This window comes from Enterobacter sp. WCHEn090032 (assembly GCF_003986875.1).
Lineage (GTDB): Bacteria > Pseudomonadota > Gammaproteobacteria > Enterobacterales > Enterobacteriaceae > Enterobacter > Enterobacter sichuanensis.
In genome coordinates this window covers 17877-42992 of record NZ_RXRN01000038.1, presented here as the reverse complement: position 1 = coordinate 42992, position 25116 = coordinate 17877, and the positions used below count along the sequence as shown (strand labels likewise).

At 54.1% G+C, this 25116-nt stretch carries 21 protein-coding genes and 7 tRNA genes; 6 read left to right on the top strand and 22 right to left on the bottom strand.

The genetic code is table 11. The features are described from left to right. Positions 1 to 36 precede the first annotated feature (36 nt). The 10 genes from rihA to miaB all read right to left on the bottom strand — a co-directional run bounded on the left by rihA (position 37) and on the right by miaB (position 10332). Entirely contained in the window at positions 37 to 978 is a 942-nt protein-coding gene (gene rihA / locus EKN83_RS21650) for a pyrimidine-specific ribonucleoside hydrolase RihA (RefSeq protein ID WP_045286190.1), read from the bottom strand. Positions 979 to 1099: 121 nt separating this feature from the next. Further along, the gene (locus EKN83_RS21645) at positions 1100 to 1825 is read right to left on the bottom strand and encodes an amino acid ABC transporter ATP-binding protein (RefSeq protein ID WP_008501046.1); all 726 of its coding nucleotides are present in this window, start codon (positions 1823 to 1825) and stop codon (positions 1100 to 1102) included. Continuing rightward, positions 1822 to 2499, bottom strand: coding sequence for a glutamate/aspartate ABC transporter permease GltK (gltK, locus tag EKN83_RS21640; protein ID WP_025756342.1), 678 nt, complete (start codon positions 2497 to 2499; stop codon positions 1822 to 1824). The genes EKN83_RS21645 and gltK overlap by 4 nt, the downstream gene beginning before the upstream one ends. Beyond that, positions 2499 to 3239, bottom strand: coding sequence for a glutamate/aspartate ABC transporter permease GltJ (gene gltJ / locus EKN83_RS21635; RefSeq protein ID WP_008501048.1), 741 nt, complete (start codon positions 3237 to 3239; stop codon positions 2499 to 2501). Before gltJ ends, gltK begins: the two co-directional genes overlap by 1 nt. Before the next feature lie 155 nt (positions 3240 to 3394). Then, complete coding sequence (locus EKN83_RS21630) at positions 3395 to 4300, bottom strand: amino acid ABC transporter substrate-binding protein (protein ID WP_008501049.1); 906 nt, start codon at positions 4298 to 4300, stop codon at positions 3395 to 3397. A 421-nt stretch (positions 4301 to 4721) separates the two neighbouring features. Then, positions 4722 to 6260, bottom strand: a complete 1539-nt coding sequence (gene lnt / locus EKN83_RS21620; RefSeq protein ID WP_126801677.1) for an apolipoprotein N-acyltransferase — start codon at positions 6258 to 6260, stop codon at positions 4722 to 4724. A 5-nt stretch (positions 6261 to 6265) separates the two neighbouring features. After that, complete coding sequence (corC, locus tag EKN83_RS21615) at positions 6266 to 7144, bottom strand: CNNM family magnesium/cobalt transport protein CorC (RefSeq protein WP_025756344.1); 879 nt, start codon at positions 7142 to 7144, stop codon at positions 6266 to 6268. 89 nt (positions 7145 to 7233) lie between these two features. Beyond that, positions 7234 to 7701: an rRNA maturation RNase YbeY gene (gene ybeY, locus EKN83_RS21610; protein ID WP_008501052.1), complete on the bottom strand. Its 468-nt coding sequence runs from the start codon at positions 7699 to 7701 to the stop codon at positions 7234 to 7236. Next, entirely contained in the window at positions 7698 to 8744 is a 1047-nt protein-coding gene (locus tag EKN83_RS21605) for a PhoH family protein (protein ID WP_025756345.1), read from the bottom strand. Before EKN83_RS21605 ends, ybeY begins: the two co-directional genes overlap by 4 nt. A 163-nt stretch (positions 8745 to 8907) precedes the next feature. Beyond that, complete coding sequence (miaB, locus tag EKN83_RS21600) at positions 8908 to 10332, bottom strand: tRNA (N6-isopentenyl adenosine(37)-C2)-methylthiotransferase MiaB (RefSeq protein ID WP_025756346.1); 1425 nt, start codon at positions 10330 to 10332, stop codon at positions 8908 to 8910. A 135-nt stretch (positions 10333 to 10467) separates the two neighbouring features. Between miaB and ubiF the strand changes: the two genes are divergently transcribed. Continuing rightward, a complete protein-coding gene (gene ubiF, locus EKN83_RS21595) occupies positions 10468 to 11643 on the top strand; it encodes a 3-demethoxyubiquinol 3-hydroxylase (RefSeq protein ID WP_126801676.1) in 1176 nt (391 codons plus the stop codon). Between the two features lie 122 nt (positions 11644 to 11765). Here the strand turns inward: ubiF and EKN83_RS21590 are convergent. From EKN83_RS21590 to EKN83_RS21560, 7 genes are all read right to left on the bottom strand, one after another. Next, positions 11766 to 11840 (bottom strand) — tRNA-Gln (locus EKN83_RS21590). A gap of 36 nt (positions 11841 to 11876) precedes the next feature. Then, positions 11877 to 11951, bottom strand: a tRNA-Gln gene (locus EKN83_RS21585). 42 nt (positions 11952 to 11993) lie between these two features. Then, a tRNA-Met gene (locus tag EKN83_RS21580) sits at positions 11994 to 12070 on the bottom strand. A gap of 17 nt (positions 12071 to 12087) precedes the next feature. Then, positions 12088 to 12162: transfer RNA gene (locus EKN83_RS21575), tRNA-Gln, on the bottom strand. A gap of 32 nt (positions 12163 to 12194) precedes the next feature. Then, a tRNA-Gln gene (locus EKN83_RS21570) sits at positions 12195 to 12269 on the bottom strand. 23 nt (positions 12270 to 12292) lie between these two features. Then, positions 12293 to 12377, bottom strand: a tRNA-Leu gene (locus tag EKN83_RS21565). A 9-nt stretch (positions 12378 to 12386) separates the two neighbouring features. Continuing rightward, positions 12387 to 12463 (bottom strand) — tRNA-Met (locus EKN83_RS21560). 42 nt (positions 12464 to 12505) lie between these two features. On the opposite strand from EKN83_RS21560, the gene EKN83_RS23385 reads away from it, so the two are divergent. Further along, positions 12506 to 12700, top strand: coding sequence for a hypothetical protein (locus EKN83_RS23385; protein WP_025756348.1), 195 nt, complete (start codon positions 12506 to 12508; stop codon positions 12698 to 12700). On the opposite strand, the gene asnB is transcribed toward EKN83_RS23385, so the two are convergent. The 5 genes from asnB to nagB form a co-directional block, all read right to left on the bottom strand. Beyond that, positions 12691 to 14355, bottom strand: coding sequence for an asparagine synthase B (asnB, locus tag EKN83_RS21555; protein ID WP_126801675.1), 1665 nt, complete (start codon positions 14353 to 14355; stop codon positions 12691 to 12693). The two genes, EKN83_RS23385 and asnB, sit on opposite strands and share 10 nt — an antisense overlap. Positions 14356 to 14604: 249 nt before the next feature. Further along, the gene (gene nagD, locus EKN83_RS21550) at positions 14605 to 15357 is read right to left on the bottom strand and encodes a ribonucleotide monophosphatase NagD (protein WP_025756350.1); all 753 of its coding nucleotides are present in this window, start codon (positions 15355 to 15357) and stop codon (positions 14605 to 14607) included. A gap of 45 nt (positions 15358 to 15402) precedes the next feature. Then, complete coding sequence (locus EKN83_RS21545) at positions 15403 to 16623, bottom strand: N-acetylglucosamine repressor (protein WP_126801674.1); 1221 nt, start codon at positions 16621 to 16623, stop codon at positions 15403 to 15405. 8 nt (positions 16624 to 16631) lie between these two features. Continuing rightward, the gene (nagA, locus tag EKN83_RS21540; protein ID WP_126801673.1) at positions 16632 to 17780 is read right to left on the bottom strand and encodes an N-acetylglucosamine-6-phosphate deacetylase; all 1149 of its coding nucleotides are present in this window, start codon (positions 17778 to 17780) and stop codon (positions 16632 to 16634) included. Positions 17781 to 17835: 55 nt separating this feature from the next. After that, entirely contained in the window at positions 17836 to 18636 is an 801-nt protein-coding gene (nagB, locus tag EKN83_RS21535; RefSeq protein ID WP_013097568.1) for a glucosamine-6-phosphate deaminase, read from the bottom strand. A 328-nt stretch (positions 18637 to 18964) separates the two neighbouring features. Between nagB and nagE the strand changes: the two genes are divergently transcribed. From nagE to chiQ, 4 genes are all read left to right on the top strand, one after another. Then, complete coding sequence (gene nagE / locus EKN83_RS21530) at positions 18965 to 20986, top strand: N-acetylglucosamine-specific PTS transporter subunit IIBC (RefSeq protein WP_126801672.1); 2022 nt, start codon at positions 18965 to 18967, stop codon at positions 20984 to 20986. Between the two features lie 169 nt (positions 20987 to 21155). After that, positions 21156 to 22823 (top strand): glutamine--tRNA ligase, encoded by a 1668-nt coding sequence (gene glnS, locus EKN83_RS21525; protein ID WP_025756354.1) that lies wholly within the window; start codon positions 21156 to 21158, stop codon positions 22821 to 22823. Between the two features lie 446 nt (positions 22824 to 23269). Then, positions 23270 to 24667: a chitoporin ChiP gene (gene chiP / locus EKN83_RS21520; RefSeq protein WP_025756355.1), complete on the top strand. Its 1398-nt coding sequence runs from the start codon at positions 23270 to 23272 to the stop codon at positions 24665 to 24667. A gap of 46 nt (positions 24668 to 24713) precedes the next feature. After that, positions 24714 to 25043 carry a ChiQ/YbfN family lipoprotein gene (gene chiQ / locus EKN83_RS21515; RefSeq protein WP_045286162.1) on the top strand — a complete coding sequence of 110 codons (330 nt, stop codon included), beginning with the start codon at positions 24714 to 24716 and terminating at the stop codon, positions 25041 to 25043. The last annotated feature ends 73 nt before the right edge of the window (positions 25044 to 25116 follow it).

Below are 25116 nucleotides of genomic sequence, written 5' to 3'. Positions count from 1 at the left end.
TCCTCAGCCCCACGGGAGAAGGCTGAGGTGAGGGCATCAGGGCGCACTGTAGTAAGCCAGCCTCTCCGCCAGCAAATCCACAAACGCCTGTCTGTCAATATCCACCATTACCGTTGTATTCGGTTTATTCCCCGTCAGCGAGTAGTAGTCCACCACCGTCATGCCCTGGGTATATTTCCCCTGTGTCTCAACGCCTACCCATCGGTCCACCGTGGTAAACATCTCCGGCTTTAACAGCCAGGCGATCGTGCATGGGTCATGCAGCGGTGCGCCGTGGAATCCCCACTTCTCGGCTTTGTGATACTCCATAAAGAAGTCGAGCAACTCAGCCACGGTTGTGGCGACCGGATTACCCACGGAACGGAAACGTTCAATGTCGTCGGCCATAATCTGCGCGCGGTGGGTAACGTCCAGCCCTGCCATCACAATCGGCAAACCGGACTGGAAGACGATCTCCGCCGCTTCCGGGTCGACAAAAATGTTGAACTCAGCGGACGGCGTCCAGTTACCGAGCCCCATCGCCCCGCCCATGATGACGATACGGGCAATTTTGCCGTGCAGTTCCGGATGGCTGTTCAACAGCAGCGCGACGTTGGTTTGCGGTCCCGTTGCCACCAGGGTGACGGGTTCCGCGCTCTCACGCAGCACCTTTGCCATCAGCTCCACGGCGGTACAGTTTTGCGGCGTGAAGCCCGGCTCCGGCAGTGCCGGACCGTCCAGCCCACTTTCACCGTGCACGTTATCCGCAATAATTAATTCACGCATCAGGGGCTTGAGGGCACCGCCAGCGACAGGAATATCCGTGCGGTTAAGCAGCGTCAGCATGCGCAAAACGTTACGCAGGGTTTTATCCGGCGTCTGGTTTCCGGCAGAAGAGGTGACGGCTTTGACGTCAAGCTCAGGGGAGGCAAGTGCAAGGACGAGCGCGATCGCGTCATCATGACCCGGGTCGCAATCGAAAATAATAGGTTGTGCCATAGCGTTCTCCATTCATAGCGTTATTTTGTGACAAGGTTAACGCTGCAATGGGACACACGACGAGAAGAAGTGAGCGAAAGCGTGAGGCAGTGCGCAATCCGCAGATTGCGCACTGAGAAGATTAATGCAGGATTTTCGCGAGGAAATCTTTCGCACGTTCTGATTTGGGGTTAGCGAAGAATTCCTCTTTCGGTGAGTCTTCCACGATCTTCCCTTCGTCCATAAAGATCACGCGGTTGGCCACTTTACGGGCGAAGCCCATCTCATGGGTTACCACCATCATGGTCATCCCTTCATGTGCCAGCTCAACCATAACGTCCAGCACTTCGTTGATCATCTCCGGATCGAGGGCCGACGTGGGTTCGTCAAACAGCATCGCCACGGGATCCATACACAGCGCGCGGGCGATCGCCACACGCTGCTGCTGGCCACCAGAGAGCTGTGCCGGGAACTTATCGGCATGGGCCGCGAGCCCAACGCGTTCCAGCAGTTTCAGGCCTTTCTCGCGCGATGCTTTTTTATCACGCTTAAGCACTTTCACCTGCGCCAGGGTCAGGTTCTCAATAATGGAGAGGTGAGGGAACAGCTCAAAATGCTGGAACACCATCCCAACGTGAGAGCGAAGCTGGGCGAGGTTGGTTTTCTTGTCGTTAACTTTGGTGCCGTTGACCACGATCTCACCCTGCTGCACCGGCTCCAGTCCGTTGACGGTTTTGATCAGCGTCGATTTACCGGAACCGGACGGTCCGCACACCACCACCACGTCGCCTTTTTTCACTTCGGTGGAGCAGTCGGTCAGCACCTGAAAGTGCCCATACCATTTAGAAACATTTTTCAGGGAAATCATTGTACCGTCCTTTTCTTCAGCCAGCTGACCAACAGCGACGCGCTTAAACTAATCACAAAATAGACCGCTCCCGCGAAGAGCACCATCTCGACCTGCGTACCATCACGTTCACCGATGGTGGACGCGGTACGGAAGAAGTCTGCCAGACTCAGCACGTAGACCAGGGAGGTATCCTGGAACAGTACGATACCCTGGGTCAGCAGGAGTGGAACCATGGCGCGAAACGCCTGCGGCAGAATAATGAGCTGCATGGACTGCCAGTGCGTCATCCCCAGTGCCAGCGCGGCGCTGGACTGTCCACGGGAGATACTCTGAATGCCCGCACGGATAATCTCTGAATAGTAGGCGGCCTCAAACATCGAAAACGCCACCATCGCGGAGATCAGGCGGATATCGGTTTTCGGTGACAGCCCTAGCACGTTTTGCAGGAAGCCGGGCACAATCAGATAAAACCACAGCAGCACCATCACCAGCGGGATGGAACGGAAAACGTTGACGTAGGCGGTTGCAAACCAGGCGAGCGGCTTAAAGCTCGACAGGCGCATGACGGCCAGCAGGGTACCCCAGACAATACCGACGATGATGGCAATAAGCGTGATTTTTAAGGTAATCACCAGGCCATCAAGCAGGTATGGCATAGAGGGAACGATAGAACTCCAGTCAAACTCGTACATTATTTGCCCCCCATATTGCCCGGCAGGCGAATTTTGCGTTCAACCAGGTTCATCACCAGCATGATGAAAGCGTTAATCAGAACATACGCGAGCGTGATTGCGGTGAAGGATTCCCACGCGTGCGCGGAGTAATCCAGCAGCTTGCCCGCCTGAGCCGCCATATCGACCAGACCGATGGTTGAGGCGATGGCCGAGTTTTTCACCAGGTTCATCATCTCAGAGGTCATCGGTGGGACGATCACGCGGTAGGCGTTAGGCAGCAGCACGTAGCGGTAGGTTTGCGGCAGGGTCAACCCCATCGCCAGACCCGCATTTTTTTGTCCACGGGGTAATGACTGAATGGCGGCACGCACCTGCTCGCAAACGCGCGCAGCGGTAAACAGCCCCAGACACATCATCGAGGAGACAAAGAACTGTACATTCGGATCCAGTTCCGATTTGAACCACATGCCAATATTTTCAGGCAGCAGTTCCGGGATAACCAGATACCAGGTAAAGAATTGCACGATGAGCGGAACGTTACGGAACAGTTCCACGTACAGGGTGCCCAGTGTTGAAAGGAAACGGTTAGGGACGGTACGCAGAATACCGAACAGCGAACCGACAAGAAACGCGATAATCCACGCCGTTATCGATAATGCCACGGTAACCTGAAATCCGCTCCACAGCCAGCCAAGATAGGTGGTGTTGCCGAACGGGGCTTGTTGCAGGAATATGCCCCAGTTCCAGTCGATTGACATAATAAACTCCAGAAAAAAAAGGGTAGCAGCGCTACCCTCGAAGATTGGTGAGAAGCTCATTCTTCGTGCTGAGTGGGGAACGACCACTCAACGTATAGTCTGTCCGTGCTTCCCGACAATCGAGAGGGCAGGAGATCCCGCCCCTGTTGTTCTAATTAGTTAAGAGCTTTGTCATTAGGTGATTTGAACAGGGCCTTCATGTCGTCGGACAGTTCAAAGTTCATGTTCAGGTTTTTTGGTGGAATCGGGTTCTTGAACCATTTGTCGAACCATTTTTCCGCTTCGCCGGAGGTTTGCACCTGGGCGATGGTGTCATCGATCAGCTTTTTGAACTGCGGATCGTCTTTACGCAGCATACAGCCGTAGGCTTCTTTCGACTGCGCGGTACCGACGATATCCCAGTTGTCCGGTTTCTTCGCTTTTGCACGCTCGCCCGCCAGCAGGGCGTCGTCCATCATAAACGCGACGGCACGACCACTTTCCAGGGTACGGAAGGAGTCGCCATGGTCTTTAGCGCTGATGATGCGCATATCCATTTTCTTCTCGTCATTCAGCTTGTGCAGCAGCACTTCTGAAGTGGTACCGGAGGTGACCACGACCGCTTTCCCTTTCAGGTCAGCGAAGTCTTTGATCTCACCGCCTTTCTTCGTCAGCAGGCGGGTGCCCACAACAAAGATGGTGTCCGAGAAGGCGGCCTGTTTCTGACGCTCGAGATTGTTGGTGGTGGAACCACACTCAAAATCAAAGGTGCCGTTTTGCAGCAGTGGAATACGGTTCTGTGAAGTGATTGGGATCAGCTTCACCTGCAGGTCAGGTTTGTTCAGCTTTTTCTTCACAGCTTCAACGATGGCGTTGGAGTAATCCTGTGAATAACCTACGACTTTTTGCGTGTTGTCGTAGTAAGAGAACGGGACAGAAGATTCACGGTGGCCGACCACGATCACGCCGTTTTTGGCAATCTTGTCGAGAGTGCTGCCGGCTGCCGGCGCATCTTCAGCGTGGACCACGCCAGCAGACATTCCCATCACCAGCATTGCTGTGGCCAGTTTACGTAATTGCATACCCAACTCCTTCTTATCAGCGCCAGTGACGCATTGATACCCATTGTGATGTTGTTATATCTCGCGCGATGCGAGTGCAGTGTTATGCAAGCTTGTTAACATTTAGTCTGGCTTAATGTAAAGATTTTGCTGCGTTATTGTTTATTTTTGCGAAGCGCGCCGCACCATTCAGAGGCAAATATCTCCCGTTGCACCGTTTCGGTGCTACCGGTGATCTACGCTGGTGCGACAAAGTTGCACATCAAGCCAAACTGCGTTTACCTGAATAAACAAAGCAATAGGCGTGCCAGAAATGAAATTCACCCTCACCCTGACCCTCTCCCTGGAAGGGAGAGGGGGAAAAGGCGGGGTGGGATATTGAAATGTGTACAGGATTCTTCCCTCTCCCCTATGGGGGAGAGGGCCAGGGTGAGGGGTAAGATTATTTACGACGCTGACGCAGACTCATCAACACGGCGCCAAAGCCAAACAGCGCGGTCAGGATCCACAGTGGCCAGTTGCCGGTACGCGCATATGGCGTTAACCCGGTTGTTGGCGTGACTGTCGAGGTCAGCACTTCACGGGTGAACTGAGGGATCATGGCCTGAATTTCACCCTGCGGCCCAATCACGGCGGTAATGCCGTTATTGGTGCTGCGCAGCAGTGGACGCGCCAGCTCCAGGGAGCGCATGCGCGCCATCTGGAAGTGCTGCCACGGGCCAATCGACTTACCGAACCACGCATCGTTAGAGATGGTCAGCAGGAAGTCCGTGTCCGGACGGAAGTTATCCCGCACCTGTTCGCCGAGAATGATTTCGTAGCAAATGGCCGCCGTCAGAGCAAAGCCGTGCGCGTGCAGCTGGGGCTGAACGTATGGCCCGCGGCTGAAAGAGGACATCGGCAGGTCAAAGAAGGGGGCCAGCGGACGCAGAATCGACTCCAGCGGAACAAACTCACCAAACGGTACCAGGTGATTCTTGTTATACCGGTCAGTCGAGTGGTAACTGTATTCGCTGTCTTTACCGAGCGTAATGATGGTGTTGTAGGTGTCGTATCGGTTCTGCTGGTTCAGACGCGCATCCACAATGCCGGTAATCAACGTGCTGCCGCGCGCGAGTAGCAGATCGTTCATCATGTTCAGAAACGGCTGCTGGTTGAGTTCCAGATCGGGGATCGCCGACTCCGGCCAGATAATCAGCTGTGATTTTCCCATCACCTCTTCGGTGGCGTTGGCGTAAATCTTCAGCGTATTCAGCAGCTCTTTCTCGTCCCACTTCATGGACTGCGGGATATTTCCCTGCACCATAGAAACCTGCATGGCACGCCCGGGCTCCGGCGTGAACCACTGGATATAGCGCAGCGGGAAAGGCAGGGCGAACAATACGAGCGCCACCACCAGTGGTTTCCAGCAGCGCGTGACCAGCGCCAGTACCAGCAGGCCGCTGACCACCATCAGCAGGAAGTTGATGGCTTCAACGCCCATCACCGGCGCCAGGCCTTTTAGCGGGCCGTCAATTTGACTGTAGCCGAACTGCAGCCACGGGAAGCCCGTCAGTACCCAACCGCGCAGGAACTCGGTGAGTTGCCAGACCACGGGCGCGGCAATGGCGACGCGTAGCCAGCTGGTTTTGGGCCACAGGCGAGAAAGGATGCCTGCGAATAAACCGGTATACAGCGAGAGGTACGCGGCGAGCAGTACCACCAGGAAGACGTTAACCGGGCCGGGCATACCGCCAAACTGGGCGATGCTGACATAGACCCAGTTGATACCTGAGCCAAACAGCCCCAGTCCCCAGAAGTAGCCGATGGCGGCAGCCTGGACGGGACGACGATTCAGGGTTAAACCCTGTAGTCCCATCAGGGAGAGGATGGCCGCAGGCCAGATATCGTAAGGAGAAAAAGCCAGCGTACCGCTGGCTCCGAGTAACAGCGCCAGCAGCAAACGGACGCGCTGGCGTTCAAACAGTGGGGCAAATGCCATTTACATTACTCTTCCAGTTTTGGCACCGGTGAATCGTCCGGCGTTCTGACGTGAACCTGTATAATACGTCGGCTGTCGGCCATGGCCACTTTGAACTGGTAACCGTCGATGTCAACGGTCTCACCGCGCGCCGGAAGATGACCAAAGGCCTGCATCACCAGCCCGCCAATGGTATCGACCTCTTCATCGCTGAAGTGGGTCCCGAAGGCGTCGTTGAAGTCCTCGATGGAGGCCAGCGCACGCACGGTCCAGGTATGGCGGCTGAGCTGACGGAAGTCGATATCTTCCTCTTCGTCATACTCATCTTCGATTTCGCCGACAATCAGCTCAAGAATATCTTCGATCGTGACAAGACCGGAAACGCCACCAAATTCATCAATAACAATCGCCATGTGGTAACGCTGAGAGCGGAACTCTTTCAGCATCCGATCCACACGTTTACTTTCCGGCACAACCACGGCCTGGCGTAACACTTTTTCCATGCTGAAGGCTTCGGCATCGCTGCGCATAAACGGCAGCAGATCTTTCGCCATCAAAATCCCTTCGATGTGATCTTTGTCTTCGCTGATGACCGGGAAACGAGAGTGGGCGGATTCGATGATCACATCGAGGCACTCGTCCAGCGTCTGGTTGCGTTTCAGGGTGATCATCTGTGACCGGGGGATCATGATATCGCGAACGCGCTGGTCGGCGATGTCCATAACCCCTTCGAGCATTTCGCGCGTATCTTCGTCGATAAGGTCGTTCTGCCCGGAATCACGAATCAGCTCCAGCAGTTCATCACGGTTTTTCGGTTCGCCGTGGAAAAGCTGGTTCAGAATGAGGGAGAAAAATCCCTTTTTACTGGTTGTCGTGTCGCTACTGTGTGAATTGTCGTCGCTCATGGCGTTTGTTAAGGGTTCTCTTGTTAGTTCAACGTTTACCGCCACGCAATCTCCTTTCGTGGCGGCATGTTAGTCAGTCAGGTGACGGACTATTCTTTCTCGGCAATGTACGGATCCTCATAGCCCAGAGCAAGCATTATCTCTGTCTCAAGGGACTCCATCTCTTCCGCTTCGTCGTCTTCAATATGATCGTAGCCGAGCAGATGCAGGCTGCCATGTACCACCATATGCGCCCAGTGGGCTTCCAGCGGCTTTTGTTGCTCTTTGGCTTCCTGTTCAACCACCTGACGGCAGATGATCAGATCGCCCAACAGCGGCATCTCGATACCCGGTGGAGCTTCGAACGGGAAAGAGAGCACGTTGGTTGGCTTATCTTTCCCGCGGTAGGTCAGGTTAAGCTCGTGGCTTTCTGCTTCATCCACCAGACGAATCGTGACTTCTGATTCTTCCTGAAACTGGGGGATAACGGCATCCAGCCATTTCTGAAACTGTGCCTCATCTGGCATGCCGGAATTATCTTCACAGGCCAGCTGTAAATCGAGGATCACCTGACTCATTTCTGTTCTTGCTCCTGCGCTTCGCGCTTACGTTCTGCGGCCAGTTCGGCCTTACGCTTCTGATCTGCCTCTTCCCAGGCTTCATAGGCGTTAACGATACGCGCGACCACCGGGTGGCGTACCACGTCTTCACTGTGGAAGAAGTTAAAGCTAATTTCATCGACCTCGGCCAGCACTTCGATGGCGTGGCGCAGACCCGATTTGGTGCTGCGCGGCAGGTCGATCTGCGTCACGTCACCGGTAATGACTGCCTTCGAGTTGAAGCCGATACGCGTCAGGAACATCTTCATCTGTTCGATGGTGGTGTTCTGGCTCTCATCAAGAATGATGAACGCGTCGTTGAGCGTACGGCCGCGCATGTAGGCGAGCGGGGCCACTTCGATTACGTTACGCTCAATGAGCTTTTCGACTTTCTCAAAGCCCAGCATCTCGAACAGCGCGTCGTACAGCGGGCGCAGGTAAGGATCAACCTTCTGGCTTAGATCGCCGGGCAGGAAGCCCAGTTTCTCGCCCGCTTCCACAGCCGGACGGGTAAGCAGAATACGGCGAATCTCCTGGCGCTCCAGCGCATCAACCGCGGCGGCAACGGCCAGATAGGTTTTCCCCGTACCTGCCGGACCGACGCCGAAGGTGATGTCATGATCAAGAATGTTGGCGATGTACTGCGCCTGGTTTGGCGTCCGCGGCTTGATGACGCCACGTTTGGTTTTGATGTTGATGGCCTTGCCGTAGTCCGGCACGCTTTCCGCGCTCTGCTCAAGCACGCGCGCCTCTTTAATGGCGAGGTGGATCTGTTCCGGTTCGATATCCTGAATTTCGCCGCGCATCGGGGCGGTATCGACATACAGGCTACGCAGAATGTCCGCGGCGGCGTTGACGCAGATAGGGCGTCCGGTAAGTTTGAAATGATTATCGCGACGATTGATTTCGATACCCAGACGTCGCTCCAGTTGTTTGATGTTGTCATCAAACGGCCCGCACAGGCTCAGCAGGCGAGCGTTGTCTGCGGGCGTCAGGCTAATTTCACGCGTATCTATGTTCAAACTGTTCCTCTTTGATTGGTTAACTGATCCGTTGCGACAGGACGTAATAAAACGGTCATTACCGAAATTATTCACGCCACAGAATAAAGGCGCAAGCGTTGCGGATGATATTGGGGACGATGAGAGGAAATACAAGGCCTGCCGAAGAGGCAGGCCTGAAGGATTAAGGCTGGTAAATTCCAACGCCAGAATCATTTTCTTTGCGGGTACGGGAAATCACCGATTCTGGTGACTCTGCAATACGCAGGCCCATCTCATCTTCGGTACGTACCACTTTCGCACGCAGCGAGTTGGTCAACACTTCAACAATCTCGACGTCCACAAATTTACCGATCATGTCCGGGGTACCTTCAAAGTTGACCACGCGGTTGTTCTCGGTACGTCCGGAGAGTTCCATGATGCTCTTGCGCGAGGTGCCTTCCACCAGAATACGCTGGACGGTGCCGAGCATGCGGCGGCTCCAGGCGTTGGCCTGCTGGTTAATGCGCTCCTGCAGAATGTACAGACGCTGTTTTTTCTCTTCTTCCGGTACATCGTCAACCATATCGGCCGCAGGGGTGCCAGGACGCGGTGAGAAGATGAAGCTGTAGCTGACGTCAAAATTCACTTCGCCGATGAGCTTCATGGTGCGTTCGAAGTCATCAGCGGTTTCGCCAGGGAAGCCGACAATAAAGTCAGAGCTTATCTGGATATCCGGGCGGGCTTCACGCAGCTTACGGATGATGGATTTGTACTCCAGCACCGTATGCGGACGGCCCATCAGGTTCAGCACGCGATCGGAACCGCACTGAATCGGCAGGTGCAGGAAACTCACCAGTTCCGGCGTATCGCGGTAGACGTCAATGATGTCGTCGGTAAATTCCATCGGATGGCTGGTGGTAAAGCGAATACGGTCGATGCCGTCAATCGCGGCCACCAGACGCAGCAGTTCGGCAAAGCTGCCGGTGGTGCCGTCGTAGTTCTCACCACGCCAGGCGTTAACGTTCTGACCCAGCAGGTTGACTTCGCGAACGCCCTGGGCGGCAAGCTGTGCAATTTCAAACAGGATGTCATCTGCCGGGCGGCTGACCTCTTCACCACGGGTATACGGCACCACGCAGTAAGTACAGTATTTGTTGCAGCCTTCCATGATAGAGACGAACGCGGTCGGGCCATCGGCGCGCGGCTCTGGCAGACGGTCAAATTTTTCGATCTCCGGGAAGCTGACGTCAACGACCGGGCTACGATCGCCGCGCACCTTGTTGATCATTTCAGGCAGGCGGTGCAGGGTCTGAGGGCCAAAGACAATATCCACATACGGGGCTCTCTGGCGGATCAGCTTACCTTCCTGCGACGCAACGCAGCCACCCACGCCGATGATCAGGTCCGGATTTTTTCGTTTAAGAAGTTTCCAGCGGCCTAACACGTGAAAGACTTTTTCCTGCGCTTTTTCGCGAATTGAACAGGTATTTAGCAGCAGCACATCGGCTTCTTTCGCATTTTCAGTCAGCTGGTATCCGTGGGTGGTGTCCAGCAGATCGGCCATCTTGGATGAATCGTATTCGTTCATCTGACAGCCCCAGGTTTTTATATGGAGTTTTTTAGTCATCGACTTGCTCAGCTCAGGATTGCAAGCCGCGTATTGTAATGCTTTGGTGGGGTTGTGACCAGTATGAAGGTTATGTGTCTCATGACCGAAAAAATCCGGTAAACTTAAGGGATTCTGCAATAAGGAAAATTGACCATGACACTCCAACACACCGAAGTTGCCGTTGTCGGCGGCGGTATGGTCGGCGGCGCGCTGGCGCTGGGGCTGGCGCAGCAGGGATTTGAGGTAACGGTAATTGAACAGGCTGCGCCTGGGCAATACGATCCGGCGGCCAAACCGGATGTGCGCATCTCAGCGATCAGCGCAGCGTCCGTTGATCTGCTGCGGGGGCTGGGCGTCTGGGAGTCGGTGCTGGCGATGCGCGCCCATCCTTACAGCCGTCTTGAAACCTGGGAGTGGGAAAATGCCCACGTCGCGTTTGATGCCGCCGAGCTGAAGTTACCGCGCCTGGGCTATATGGTGGAAAATAACGTGCTCCAGCGGGCACTCTGGCAGGCGCTGGAGGCGCACCCGAAGGTGACGCTGCGTGTGCCTGCGTCGCTGAAGGCGCTGCACCCTCACGAGAGTGGCTATGTGTTGACGCTCGACAGCGGCGATGAACTGGCCGTGAAGCTGGTCGTCGGGGCCGATGGGGCTAACTCGCAGGTCAGGCAGATGGCGGGTATCGGGGTGCATGCCTGGCAGTACGAGCAGTCCTGCATGTTGATTACCGTTCAGTGTGAGAATGCGCCGGGAGAGAGCACCTGGCAGCACTTTACCCCGAATGGTCCGCACGCCTTCTTACCGCTGTTTGATAACTGGGCGTCGCTGGTGTGGTACGACAAACCGGCGCGCATTCGCCAGCTGCAGGGGCTTTCAATGGAGCAATTGCAGCGGGAAATTCATCTGAACTTCCCGAGCCGTCTGGGCAATGTTATACCGGTTGCCGCAGGGGCGTTCCCGCTCACGCGGCGTCACGCATTGCAGTATGCCAGAGAAGGGCTGGCGCTGGTGGGCGATGCGGCACATACCATTCATCCGCTGGCCGGGCAGGGGGTAAATCTGGGGTATCGCGACGTCGATGCGTTACTGGATGTGCTGGGCAGCGCCCGCGGGCATGCGGAGAACTGGTCCAGTCATCAGGTCCTGAAGCGGTATCAGACGCGCCGTATGGCGGATAACTTTATCATGCAGTCGGGAATGGATCTGTTCTATGCCGGGTTCAGCAATGACTTAGCCCCGGTGCGCATTCTGCGTAATATTGGATTGATGGCGGCAGAGCGTGCCGGGGGTTTGAAAAGACAGGCCCTGAAATACGCCCTGGGGCTCTAATCTTTGCTCCGTCTATTCCCTCTCCCCGTTGGGGAGAGGGTTAGGGTGAGGGGGCATCAGGCCGCACTATTCTGAGCAACAAAAACAAAAAAGCCCGCAGAGCGGGCTTTTTTGTGACTAAGTGGCTGGGGTGCAGGGATTCGAACCCCGGAATGCTGGTATCAGAAACCAGAGCCTTACCGCTTGGCGACACCCCAATTGCGTTAAACAGACTGCTTAACGACTTTTTAAATTGGCTGGGGTACGAGGATTCGAACCTCGGAATGCCGGAATCAGAATCCGGTGCCTTACCGCTTGGCGATACCCCAACAATTTTTTTTCATTACCGAAATCAATCGATAATCTAAATTTGGTGGCTACGACGGGATTCGAACCTGTGACCCCATCATTATGAGTGATGTGCTCTAACCAACTGAGCTACGTAGCCAGTACTGCAATCTTCGATGGCTGGGGTACCTGGATTCGAACCAGGGAATGCCGGTATCAAAAACCGGTGCCTTACCGCTTGGCGATACCCCAATACCGCGGAGAACCGCAAAATCGAAGAAATATGGCTGGGGTACCTGGATTCGAACCAGGGAATGCCGGTATCAAAAACCGGTGCCTTACCGCTTGGCGATACCCCATCCGTGCAACGCTTACCCGGGAATGGTGCGGGAGGCGAGACTTGAACTCGCACACCTTGCGGCGCCAGAACCTAAATCTGGTGCGTCTACCAATTTCGCCACTCCCGCAAAAAAAGATGGTGGCTACGACGGGATTCGAACCTGTGACCCCATCATTATGAGTGATGTGCTCTAACCAACTGAGCTACGTAGCCATCTTTTTTTCGCGTTACCTTATCGGCGTTGCGGGGCGCATTATGCGTATAGACCCTTGCAGCGTCAACACCTTTTTCAACGAAAATGGCGGGAATGTGACTGTTTGGTTAGGTTGCGAACAGCGTGGCCGAATATTCGGCAATTATTGGTTATTAATCGGTTTTAGCGGAGGAAAAGTGGAGCAAAAAAAATCAGGCCCCGCAGGGCCTGATGATGAAATGATTGATTATTTATAGGCAGACTGGTGAACGCCTACCGCGCGGCCTGATGGATCGTTCATCGCTTTGAAAGATTCATCCCATTCAATGGCTTTCGCGGAAGAGCAGGCGACGGACGGCCCCCCTGGCACACACTCTGCTGCACTCGGTACCGGGAACAGTTCTTCGAAGATCTCACGGTACAGATACGCTTCTTTAGAGCCCGGCGTGTTGTACGGGAAGCGGAAGCTGGCGGTTTCCAGTTGTTGGTCTGAAACCTGTTTCGCCGCCACCTCTTTCAGGGTATCGATCCAGCTGTAGCCTACGCCATCAGAGAACTGCTCTTTCTGACGCCATGCCACACTTGCCGGCAGGTAGGATTCAAAACATTCGCGCAGGATATGTTTTTCCATTTTGCCGTTGCCGCACATTTTATCCTGCGGGTTGATGCGCATCGCCACATCAAGGAATTTCTTATCCAGGAACGGAACGCGTGCTTCTACGCCCCAGGCGGACATCGCTTTGTTAGCTCGTGCGCAGTCAAACATGTGCAGCGCCTGCAGTTTACGCACCGTCTCTTCGTGTAACTCTTTGGCGTTTGGCGCTTTGTGGAAGTACAGGTAGCCGCCGAACACTTCATCAGAGCCTTCACCGGAGAGCACCATCTTAATGCCCATCGCCTTGATCTTGCGCGACATGAGGTACATTGGCGTGGAGGCGCGAATGGTGGTCACATCATAAGTTTCAATGTGATAGATCACATCGCGGATCGCATCCAGACCTTCCTGCACGGTGAAGTGAATCTCATGGTGCACCGTCCCCAGATGGTTTGCCACTTCCTGCGCGGCTTTCAGGTCAGGCGCTCCTTCCAGACCCACGGCAAAGGAGTGCAGCTGCGGCCACCAGGCTTCAGAGCGCTCCTGATCTTCCACACGGCGGGCGGCAAATTTCTTGGTGATTGCCGAGATCACGGAGGAGTCCAGACCGCCGGAGAGCAGCACGCCGTAGGGCACGTCAGACATCAGGTGGCTTTTTACTGAGTCTTCCAGCGCCTGGCGCAGCTCGGCTTTGTCCGTGACGTTGTCTTTTACGGCATCATAGTCGAACCAGTCGCGCTGATAATACTGACGGATCTCGCCATCTTTGCTCCACAGGTAGCTGCCCGCCGGGAACTCTTTAATGGTGCGGCAAACCGGCACCAGGGCTTTCATCTCAGACGCGACATAGAAGTTGCCGTGTTCATCATGGCCCATGTACAGCGGGATAATACCGATATGGTCACGGCCAATCAGGTAAGCGTCTTTTTCACTGTCGTACAGGGCGAATGCAAACATACCCTGAAGGTCGTCCAGGAACTCGGGTCCTTTCTCCTGATACAGCGCCAGGATGACTTCACAGTCAGAGCCGGTCTGGAACGCGTAGCGGTTACCGTACTCTGCGCGCAGCGCCTGGTGGTTGTAAATCTCACCGTTAACCGCCAGCGCGTGCGTTTTTTTCTCGTTATACAGCGGCTGTGCACCGGCATTGACGTCGACGATTGACAGACGTTCGTGTGCCAGAATGGCTTTGTCACTGGCGTAAACGCCGGACCAGTCCGGGCCGCGATGGCGCATCAGGCGGGACAGTTCGAGTGCTTTTTTACGCAGTTCGCCCGCGTCAGTTTTAATATCCAGTACGCCAAAAATAGAACACATAACCTTCTCCGTTAACCCTGTTGCATTGTGATGTTGCTTGCTTATGAAAATGCCGCAAAGGGGCAGGGCGCGCAAGCGTTTTACGGGTGAAAACGGAAATAGTGCAATGGCGTTTGCGGATCAGTGAAAAATGCGTATGTGATGAGCGCATTTATTGATGATTATTCAATAAATGCGTCTTTTCGTTAGATGGGGTTGTGTTTTGCATACATAAAAATAAAGAACCACGCCCTGAGGCGTGGTTCGGTATCAGATAATGTCAATCTCGTCGACGGAGGGGTAAATCCAGCTTGGCCGGAACGGCATTGAATCGATGTCATCAAGCTGAGAGACGCCGGAGAGCACCAGAATCGTCTCCAGACCGGCCTGGAAACCGGCCAGAATATCGGTGCGCAGGTTGTCGCCGACAATCACGGTCTCTTCAGAGTGGGCCTGCATCTTGTTGAGCGCGGCGCGAATGATCCACGGGCTTGGCTTGCCGACATAGAACGGCTTGCGCCCGGAGATTTTCTCGATACCGGCGCACAGCGCGCCGCAGGCCGGATAAAAGCCGCGGCCATGGGTATCCGGGTTGGTGGCAATAAAGCGCGCACCGTTAGCCACAAAGAAAGAGGCTTTATGCATCATCTCCCAGTTGTAGGAGCGCGTTTCACCCACGATCACAAAGTCCGGGTTGACATCGGTGATGGTAAAGCCCGCTTTGTACAGCTCGTGGATCAGCGCCCCTTCACCGACCACGTAGGCTTTTTTCCCTTCCTGACGCTTCAGAAAATCCGCCGTGGCCATCGCCGAGGTATAAAACACGCTGTCCGGGACGTTGACACCCGCCGTCGCAAAGCGGTTTGCCAGATCCTGACCGGTCTGAGAAGGGTAGTTCGTGAGAAGAACCAGAGGCATTCCTTTGTCGATGATACGGTGAAGAAACTCCGCAGCACCCGGGACGGCAACGTTGTCGTGCATCAGCACGCCGTCGATATCACAAATTACATTCTTAATGGTCATGGACATTCCGACATCAAAAAAAGAAGGCGTTACTATAAGGTCCGATTAACTTTCCAGCAAATGCTGCAGCAGAATTCCGTTGAGCATAGCCCGTTTGACCAGCGCGAACGCGCCAATCGCCGAGCGATGGTCAAGCTTTGAACGAACCACCGGGAGGTTCTGGCGGAATGCTTTCAGCGCCTGGGTGTTAATACAACCTTCAATGGCGGGGAGCAGGACCTTTTCCGCCTCCACAATTTCACCTGCGATCACCACTTTTTGCGGGTTAAACAGGTTAATGGCGATGGCGATGGTTTTCCCCAGATGGCGTCCCACCTGTTCGATCACTTCGCAGGCCAGCGCGTCGCCTTTATTGGCGGCTTTACAGATGGTGCCTATCTTGCAGTCGTCCAGCGTCACGCGGCTTTGGTAACCCCGTTCCAGCAGATGGCGGACGCGCTGCTCGATGGCGGTGTTGGCGGCAATGGTTTCAAGGCAACCGAAGTTTCCGCAGTGGCAGCGCTCCCCGAGGGGTTCAACCTGAATGTGGCCAATCTCACCGACGTTACCGTTGCGACCAATAAAAATACGGCCATTAGAGATAATGCCGGCGCCCGTACCGCGGTGAACGCGCACCAGAATAGAGTCTTCGCAGTCCTGACTCGCACCAAAGTAGTGCTCAGCAAGCGCCAGAGAGCGAATGTCATGGCCCACAAAGCAGGTCACTTTGAAACGCTTTTCCAGCGCGTCGACCAGCCCCCAGTTTTCAACCTGAATATGCGGCATATAACGGATCACGCCGCTTTCCGGGTCGACCAGACCGGGCAGGATCACCGAGATGGCGATGAGTTCGCGGATCTTGCGCTGACAGCTTTCAATAAACAGCGCGATGGTGTTCAGCAGCGCATGCTCCAGTGTTTCCTGGGTGCGTTCCGGAAGGGGGTAGTGTTCTTCCGCAATGGCTTTGCTGCTCAGATCGTAGAGCGTGAGCGTGGTGTCATGACGACCCAGCCGGACGCCGATCGCCTGAAAATTACGGGTTTCGGTAACAATGGAGATCGCGCGGCGGCCCCCGGTAGAGGCCTGCTGATCGACTTCTTTGATCAGACCGCGCTCGATGAGCTGGCGGGTAATTTTTGTCACGCTGGCGGGAGCAAGCTGGCTTTGTTCGGCTATCTGGATACGTGAGATTGGACCGTGTTGGTCAATCAGGCGATATACCGCCGCACTGTTAAGTTGTTTAACGAGATCGACATTACCGATTTGAGCTTGTCCGCCAGGTGTCATACTTTTACTTACTCAGTGACGACCTCGTTACCATTAACGATGGTCTTAATAATTTTATAATCGTGTGTGAATGCCGTCAGGTTTGCAACCATACCTGGTGCAATTCCGCCAAGCTGTTTATCCACGCCCATTGCGCGAGCCGGATAGAGGGTGGCCATACGCAGGACTTCATCAAGCGCAATCGCGCAATGTTCCACCAGGTTACGCACCCCTTCAATCATGGTCAAAGAGGAACCACTCAGCGTACCGTTTTCATCCACACACAGTCCATTGCGGTAGTATATTGTTTTACCGGCAAAAATGAACTGCTCAATATTTGCACCTGCCGGTGCGGTGGCATCCGTGACCAGACAAAGCTTGTCACCTTTCAGCCGCTTGGCATTGCGAATGTTGGTGTAATCGACGTGTAAACCGTCGGCGATAATGCCACAGTATACGTCTGGCTCATCCAGAATCGCACCGACCAGACCCGGTTCACGCCCTGTAATATACGGCATGGCGTTATAAAGGTGCGTCGCAAAGGTAATGCCCGCGCGGAAACCGGCTTTCGCCTCTTTCAGCGTGGCGTTAGAGTGGCCTGCTGAAACCACAATCCCGGCGGCGGCCAGTTTGCTGATGACGTCAGTGCCGGTCATTTCAGGTGCCAGCGTGACTTTGGTGATCACATCAGCGTTCGCACACATGTAATCCACCAGCTCCGCATCCGGTTTGCGCACATAATCCGGGTTATGCGTCCCTTTCTTAACCATATTGAGCCATGGTCCTTCAAGGTGCAGACCCAGCGCCTGATTGGGATGTTTGGCCAGGTATTCACGCATCACGCGGATACCCTGTTTCATAAGGTCATCACTGCTGGTGATGAGCGTTGGCAGATAGCTGGTGCAGCCAGATTTCTCGTTGGCTTTCTGCATGATCTCCAGCGTTTCGACCGTTACCGCATCGGCGGAGTCATTAAATTGCACACCGCCGCAGCCGTTCAGCTGTACGTCGATGAAACCGGGGGAGATTACTGCTCCATTGAGTGAGCGCTGTTCAATCTCCGGCGGCAGCTCTGCCAGCGGGCAAACACGTTCAATCAGGCCATTGGCGATAACAATCGCATGGTCATCCAGAATATCATGGCCGGTATAAATCCGACCGTGGGTTAAAGCGTACATAACGACCCCCGGTTAAAAAAAGCGGCCGCCTCTTGTTGAAGAGGCGGTTATTCAATTACAGACCTTTGATGTTCTCAGCTTCTAACTCGTTGAAGTATTTCAACGTTTTTACCTTCAGCTCCATCGTGGATGGCTCGTCGCAGACGATGACTGATTTTGGATGCAGCTGCAGGCAACTGATGGTCCACATATGGTTAACGTTGCCTTCAACGGCTGCCTGGAGCGCCTGCGCCTTCACGCTGCCCAGCACCAGAATCATCACTTCTTCGGCATCCAGCAGGGTGCCTACGCCTACGGTCAGGGCGTATTTTGGAACCTGGTTCACATCGCCATCAAAGAAGCGGGAGTTTGCCACGCGCGTGTCATGGGTCAGCGTTTTAATACGGGTACGGGACGCCAGAGACGATGCCGGCTCGTTAAATGCGATGTGACCGTCATTACCCACACCGCCCATAAACAGGTGGATTTTACCGTAAGAACGGATTTTTTCTTCATACTGACGGCATTCTGCGTCAATATCAGGCGCGTTTCCATTCAGCAGGTTAATATTTTCAGCTGGAATATCAACGTGATCAAAGAAATTGCGGTGCATAAAGCTATGGTAGCTTTCCGGATGATCTTTCGGTAAGCCGACGTATTCGTCCATATTGAAGGTTACAACATGTTTGAAGCTAACCTGGCCTGCTTTGTGCATCTCAACCAGGGCCTTATACGCGGTCAGCGGTGTGCCGCCCGTCGGGAGGCCAAGTACGAAAGGACGATCGGCGGTCGGTTTGAACGCGTTGATGCGGTTAACGATATGGCGAGCGGCCCATTTACCGACTTGTTCAGCAGTGGCCAGGGGAATCAGTCTCATTGTTCACCTCAAGAGTTAAAGTAGAAGGGTGGGCGGATGGCTATCGGGACCTGATACGTAAGCGTAACCTGGAACCTTTCAGGCCGGATCAATCCGTCTTGATTTTTCGAATGATAAAATAAGTTTTCGTTGTTAGCCAGTGAAAGGGAGGGTGAGAAACGATATTTGGTGACAAAAATCACAAAAAGCAGGTGTTTAATTTGCGATACGAATTAATTTTTCACACACTCACAATGCCAGTGAATCATCAACTGTATCTATAGTTCGTGACACAATAAAAAACAGAGCTGAGAACACGCCTTAAACGGGGTCTCATAGGGGGAAGAAAGTGAGTATTCTAGGTTATTTACAAAAGGTTGGTCGCGCACTGATGGTGCCGGTCGCCACGCTGCCTGCCGCAGCCATCCTGATGGGTGTCGGCTACTGGATCGACCCCAACGGCTGGGGTAGCACCAGCGCGCTGGCGGCGTTCTTTATCAAGTCAGGCTCCGCCATTATCGACAACATGTCCGTGTTGTTTGCGATTGGTGTAGCTTATGGTATGTCCAAAGACAAAGACGGTGCCGCTGCGCTGACCGGTTTTGTCGGTTTCCTCGTCTTAACCACGCTCTGCTCACCAGCAGCAGTGGCGATGATCCAAAAAATTCCGGCGGACCAGGTGCCGGCGGCATTCGGTAAGATCAGCAACCAGTTCGTCGGTATCCTTGTAGGTATCATCTCCGCCGAACTGTATAACCGCTTCAGTAGCGTTGAACTGCCAAAAGCGCTCTCCTTCTTTAGCGGCCGTCGTCTGGTGCCAATCCTGACCTCGTTCGTGATGATCGTTGTTGCGTTCATCATGATGTACATCTGGCCGATGATCTTCGACGGTCTGGTTAACTTCGGTGAGCACATTCAGAAACTGGGCTCCATCGGGGCGGGCGTGTACGCGTTCTTCAACCGTCTGCTGATCCCGGTTGGTCTGCACCACGCGCTGAACTCCGTGTTCTGGTTCGACGTTGCGGGTATTAACGATATCCCTAACTTCCTGGGTGGCGCACAGTCCATCGAAGCCGGTAAAGCGGTTGTCGGTATCACCGGTCGCTACCAGGCTGGCTTCTTCCCAATCATGATGTTTGGTCTGCCGGGTGCTGCGCTGGCTATCTACCACTGCGCGCGTCCAGAGAACAAAGCGAAAGTGCTGGGTATTATGATGGCGGGGGCGTTTGCGGCCTTCTTCACCGGTATCACCGAACCGCTGGAATTCTCCTTCATGTTCGTGGCACCTGTACTGTATGTGATCCACGCTGTGCTGACCGGTATCTCCGTGTTTATCGCTGCCAGCATGCACTGGATTGCGGGCTTTGGCTTCAGTGCGGGTCTGGTGGATATGGTGCTTTCTTCCCGTAACCCGCTGGCGACCCACTGGTGGATGTTGATTCCACAAGGTCTGGTGTTCTTCGCGATCTACTACGTGGTGTTCCGTTTCACTATCACCAAATTCAACCTGATGACCCCGGGTCGCGAGCTGGCTGTGGCCGGTAGCGAAGCGGATGGTCAGGACGTGAACGTGAGCGGTGCGCAGGATCAGGACGTTTCTGGTCTGGCGCGTCAGTACATCGCCGCTGTCGGGGGTTCTGACAACCTGACCGGCATTGATGCCTGTATCACCCGTCTGCGTCTGAACGTGAAAGATTCCTCTCTGGTGAATGAAGCGCTGGCAAAACGTCTGGGCGCGTCCGGCGTTATCCGCCTGAACAAAACCAGCGTGCAGATTATTGTCGGCTTCGTTGCGGAAAAAATTGCCAACGCCATGAAAACAACTGGCCCGGTTGCCGCCGCTGAAGCAGGCGCTGCCCCCGCTGCCGCACCTGCTGCTGCAAAACCGCAGGCCGTACCAAACGCCAAAACCGTTGCTGCGCTGGTTTCTCCTGTCACCGGTGAAGTCGTGGCGATTGAGCAGGTGCCTGATGAAGCATTCGCCAGCAAAGCGGTGGGTGACGGTGTCGCGGTGAAACCAACGGAAAAAACCGTTGTGTCTCCTGCTGCCGGTACCATTGTGAAAATCTTCAACACCAACCACGCGTTCTGCCTCGAAACCGAAAATGGCGCAGAGATCGTTGTCCACATGGGTATCGATACCGTAGCGCTGAACGGTCAGGGCTTTACTCGCCTGGTGGAAGAGGGCGCTGAAGTGGTCGCCGGGCAGCCGATTCTGGAAATGGATCTGGACTTCCTGAACGCCAATGCGCGCTCCATGATAAGCCCGGTGGTTTGCAGCAACATCGACGACTTCAGTGGCCTGGTCATTCAGGCGAAAGGTCAGGTTGTTGCGGGCCAAACACCGCTGTATGAGATTAAAGGCAAGTAATCGCTCCTGAGTAGAGTCATGCCTTAAGCGGCGGGGGATCTCCTCCGCCGCTTTTTTTTGCAGCAAATGCCCCCATTATTTTCTTCAGAGCCGTTTTAAGGGTTGTCACTACGTCCGGCTTATAAGATCATATGCCGTTATACGTTGTTTACGCTTTGAGGAATCCACGATGAGTGAGGCAGAAGCCCGCCCGAGTAACTTTATTCGTCAGATCATCGATGAAGATCTGGCCAGTGGTAAGCACACCACGATCCATACCCGTTTCCCGCCGGAGCCGAACGGCTATCTGCACATTGGTCATGCAAAATCAATTTGCCTGAACTTTGGCATTGCCCAGGACTATAACGGACAGTGCAACCTGCGTTTCGATGACACCAACCCAGTAAAAGAAGACATCGAATACGTTGAGTCGATCAAGAACGACGTGCAATGGCTGGGCTTCAACTGGTCTGGCGATATCTGCTACTCCTCTGACTATTTTGATCAGCTGTACGCCTATGCGGTTGAGCTGATCAACAAAGGTCTGGCGTATGTCGACGAGCTGTCTGCGGATGAAATCCGTGAATATCGCGGTACGCTGACCGCACCGGGTAAAAACAGCCCCTACCGCGATCGCAGCGTGGAAGAGAACCTGGCGCTGTTTGAAAAAATGCGTGCGGGTGGCTTCGAAGAAGGCAAAGCGTGTCTGCGTGCCAAAATCGACATGGCGTCTCCGTTCATCGTAATGCGCGATCCGGTGCTGTACCGTATCAAGTTCGCTGAACACCACCAGACCGGTAACAAGTGGTGCATCTATCCGATGTACGACTTCACCCACTGCATCAGTGATGCGCTGGAAGGTATCACCCATTCGCTGTGTACGCTGGAGTTCCAGGACAACCGTCGTCTGTACGACTGGGTACTGGATAACATCACCATTCCTGTGCATCCGCGTCAGTACGAGTTCTCTCGTCTGAATCTGGAATACACCGTGATGTCCAAGCGTAAGCTGAACCTGCTGGTCACCGACAAGCACGTTGAGGGTTGGGATGACCCGCGTATGCCGACCATCTCTGGTCTGCGTCGCCGTGGTTATACTGCCGCGTCTATTCGTGAGTTCTGCAAACGCATTGGCGTGACCAAGCAGGACAACACTATTGAAATGGCGTCTCTGGAATCCTGCATTCGCGAAGACCTCAACGAAAACGCACCGCGCGCGATGGCGGTTATCGACCCGGTGAAACTGGTTATCGAGAACTATCCGCAGGGTGAAAGCGAGCTGGTCTCCATGCCTAACCATCCGAACAAACCGGAAATGGGAAGCCGTGACGTGCCGTTCAGCGGTGAAATCTGGATCGATCGTGCTGACTTCCGCGAAGAAGCTAACAAGCAGTACAAGCGTCTGGTGTTGGGTAAAGAGGTGCGTCTGCGTAATGCTTACGTCATCAAAGCCGAGCGCGTGGAGAAAGATGCGGAAGGTAACATCACCACCATCTTCTGCTCTTACGACGCAGAGACCCTGAGCAAAGATCCGGCGGACGGACGCAAGGTAAAAGGCGTTATTCACTGGGTGAGTGCGCCCCACGCGCTGCCGGTCGAAATTCGCCTCTACGATCGTCTGTTCAGCGTGCCTAACCCGGGTGCGGCTGAAGACTTCCTGGCGACCATTAACCCGGAATCACTGGTTATCAAACAGGGCTATGCGGAGCCATCACTGAAAGCGGCTGAAGCGGGCAAAGCGTTCCAGTTCGAACGTGAAGGTTACTTCTGCCTCGACAGCCGTCACAGCACGGCGGAAAAACCGGTATTTAACCGTACCGTGGGTCTGCGCGATACCTGGACTAAGATCGGCGAATAATAACGCTGTATTGGTCAATGAGAGACAAACGCCGCGTATTGCGGCGTTTTTTTTATTTATGATCATATCGTTAAAGCCGGGCTGTAAACCTTTCGGTGAAAATATCAGGTCAATGTGGTGCTACTTATTTTCCTGAAAAAAGTTTGTTTGTTTGCATAAAAACAGAATGCGGAAAACGTTACAGAGTTTAACGATCTTAGCTACTGAAATTTAATGTCTTACCCCGCCAAATCTCGTCCTCCGGTAAATGTTACAAAGCACTACCAATTATGTGCACTTCGTCATAAACCTGACTTTTGCCCGCTGAAAAGCATTGATAATTCGCGTCGCGAAAAATAACCTAAAGACGGTAGTTAATTCGAGGGTATTTATAACTACCCCTGACCATTGGGTCTTTTTTATTTTCGCCGTTTCAGGCGTTTTAATTCGTCAAAGAGGAATAATCTATGCGTACGTTTAGTGGCAAACGTAGTGCGCTGGCGCTGGCTATTGCCGGTGTGACAGCTATGTCGGGCCTGGTCGTTACCCCAGAGGCAAAAGCGGCGGGTTTCATCGAAGATTCTACCCTCACGGGCGGTATTTATTACTGGCAGCGTGAGCGTGACCGTAAAGACGTTACCGAAGACAAATACAAAACCAACCTTTCTCACTCCACCTGGAACGCCAACCTGGACTTCCAGTCAGGCTACGCCGCGGATATGTTCGGTCTGGATATTGCTGCGTTCACCGCGATCGAAATGGCGGAAAACGGCGACAGCGCCCACCCTAACGAAATTGCCTTCTCCTCCAGCAACAAAGCCTATAAAGAAGACTGGTCTGGAGATAAAAGCGGTATCAGCCTTTACAAGGCCGCAGCGAAATTTAAATACGGCCCGGTATGGGCGCGCGGGGGCTATATTCAGCCAACCGGCCAGACGCTGTTAGCGCCGCACTGGAGCTTTATGCCAGGCACTTATCAGGGGGCCGAAGCCGGGGCGAACTTCGACTATGGTGATGCGGGTGCGTTGAGCTTCTCTTACATGTGGACCAACGAGTACAAAGCTCCATGGCACATCGAAATGGACAAGTTCTACCAGAACGATAAAAAAACCAAAGTCGATTACCTGCACTCGCTGGGCGCGAAATACGACTTCAAAAACGATCTGGTTCTTGAAGCGGCATTTGGTCAGGCAGAAGGTTACGTCGATCAGTACTTTGCCAAAGCCAGTTACAAGTTTGATATCGCCGGGAGCCCGCTGAGCACCAGCTATCAGTTCTACGGCACGCGCGATAAAGTCAGTGATGGTGGCGTCAACGACATCTATGACGGTACCGCATGGTTACAGGCTCTGACCTTCGGCTACAAGGTAGGCCAGGTTGATTTACGTCTGGAAGGAACGTGGGTGAAGGCGGAAGGGCAGCAGGGTTACTTCCTGCAGCGTATGACCCCGACCTATGCATCGTCCAACGGACGTCTTGATATCTGGTGGGATAACCGTTCAGACTTTAACGCCGACGGCGAGAAAGCGGTCTTCTTCGGTGCGATGTATGACCTGAAAAACTGGAACCTGCCTGGCTGGGCGGTGGGGGCTTCTTACGCTTACGCCTGGGATGCAAAACCTGCCGATATGGCCACACCAGACGCTTACTACGATCCAAACTATCGCCTGAAAGAGTCCTCCTACAGCCTGGATGCGATCTATACCCTGCAGGATGGTCGCGCAAAAGGCACGATGTTCAAACTGCACTTCACCCAGTATGACAACCACTCTGATATCCCGAGCTATGCGGGCGGTTACGGCAACATCTTCCAGGATGAACGTGACGTGAAATTCATGGTTATCGCACCGTTCACCATCTTCTGATGAATCGTCTGGCGGGCAGTGCCCGCCAGACAGGAGACTGCACATGATGAAAAAAATCGTAATTGTCGCGCTGCTGGCGTCGGGACTGGTGGCGTGTGCTCAGACTCAGGCACCGAAAGAAGATTCCCGGCTGAAAGAGGCCTATAGCGCATGTATCAATACCGCTGAGGGTTCGCCGGAGAAAATTGAAGCCTGTCAGAGCGTGTTGAATGTGCTGAAGAAAGAGAAAGCGCATGAGCAGTTCGCGACGCAGGAGACGGTGCGCGTGATGGATTACCAGGCCTGTATCCAGGCGCGTAAAACCGGTAACGATCAGGAAGTGGCGAAGCGTTGCGATCAGATCTGGAAAGAGATTCGTAGCAATAACAGTAACTGATTCGCTGTTACCCTACCCGGTGGCGCTGCGCTTGCCGGGTTTTTTTATGTCTGAAAACAGGCCAAAAAAAAGC

Bases quoted from the DNA above. Each gene is read 5' to 3' on its own strand.
- rihA (WP_045286190.1), bottom strand. From the start codon at position 978: ATGGCACAACCTATTATTTTCGATTGCGACCCGGGTCATGATGACGCG.
- EKN83_RS21645 (WP_008501046.1), bottom strand. From the start codon at position 1,825: ATGATTTCCCTGAAAAATGTTTCTAAATGGTATGGGCACTTTCAGGTG.
- gltK (WP_025756342.1), bottom strand. From the start codon at position 2,499: ATGTACGAGTTTGACTGGAGTTCTATCGTTCCCTCTATGCCATACCTG.
- gltJ (WP_008501048.1), bottom strand. From the start codon at position 3,239: ATGTCAATCGACTGGAACTGGGGCATATTCCTGCAACAAGCCCCGTTC.
- EKN83_RS21630 (WP_008501049.1), bottom strand. From the start codon at position 4,300: ATGCAATTACGTAAACTGGCCACAGCAATGCTGGTGATGGGAATGTCT.
- lnt (WP_126801677.1), bottom strand. From the start codon at position 6,260: ATGGCATTTGCCCCACTGTTTGAACGCCAGCGCGTCCGTTTGCTGCTG.
- corC (WP_025756344.1), bottom strand. From the start codon at position 7,144: ATGAGCGACGACAATTCACACAGTAGCGACACGACAACCAGTAAAAAG.
- ybeY (WP_008501052.1), bottom strand. From the start codon at position 7,701: ATGAGTCAGGTGATCCTCGATTTACAGCTGGCCTGTGAAGATAATTCC.
- miaB (WP_025756346.1), bottom strand. From the start codon at position 10,332: ATGACTAAAAAACTCCATATAAAAACCTGGGGCTGTCAGATGAACGAA.
- ubiF (WP_126801676.1), top strand. From the start codon at position 10,468: ATGACACTCCAACACACCGAAGTTGCCGTTGTCGGCGGCGGTATGGTC.
- EKN83_RS23385 (WP_025756348.1), top strand. From the start codon at position 12,506: ATGCGTATAGACCCTTGCAGCGTCAACACCTTTTTCAACGAAAATGGC.
- asnB (WP_126801675.1), bottom strand. From the start codon at position 14,355: ATGTGTTCTATTTTTGGCGTACTGGATATTAAAACTGACGCGGGCGAA.
- nagD (WP_025756350.1), bottom strand. From the start codon at position 15,357: ATGACCATTAAGAATGTAATTTGTGATATCGACGGCGTGCTGATGCAC.
- EKN83_RS21545 (WP_126801674.1), bottom strand. From the start codon at position 16,623: ATGACACCTGGCGGACAAGCTCAAATCGGTAATGTCGATCTCGTTAAA.
- nagA (WP_126801673.1), bottom strand. From the start codon at position 17,780: ATGTACGCTTTAACCCACGGTCGGATTTATACCGGCCATGATATTCTG.
- nagB (WP_013097568.1), bottom strand. From the start codon at position 18,636: ATGAGACTGATTCCCCTGGCCACTGCTGAACAAGTCGGTAAATGGGCC.
- glnS (WP_025756354.1), top strand. From the start codon at position 21,156: ATGAGTGAGGCAGAAGCCCGCCCGAGTAACTTTATTCGTCAGATCATC.
- chiP (WP_025756355.1), top strand. From the start codon at position 23,270: ATGCGTACGTTTAGTGGCAAACGTAGTGCGCTGGCGCTGGCTATTGCC.
- chiQ (WP_045286162.1), top strand. From the start codon at position 24,714: ATGAAAAAAATCGTAATTGTCGCGCTGCTGGCGTCGGGACTGGTGGCG.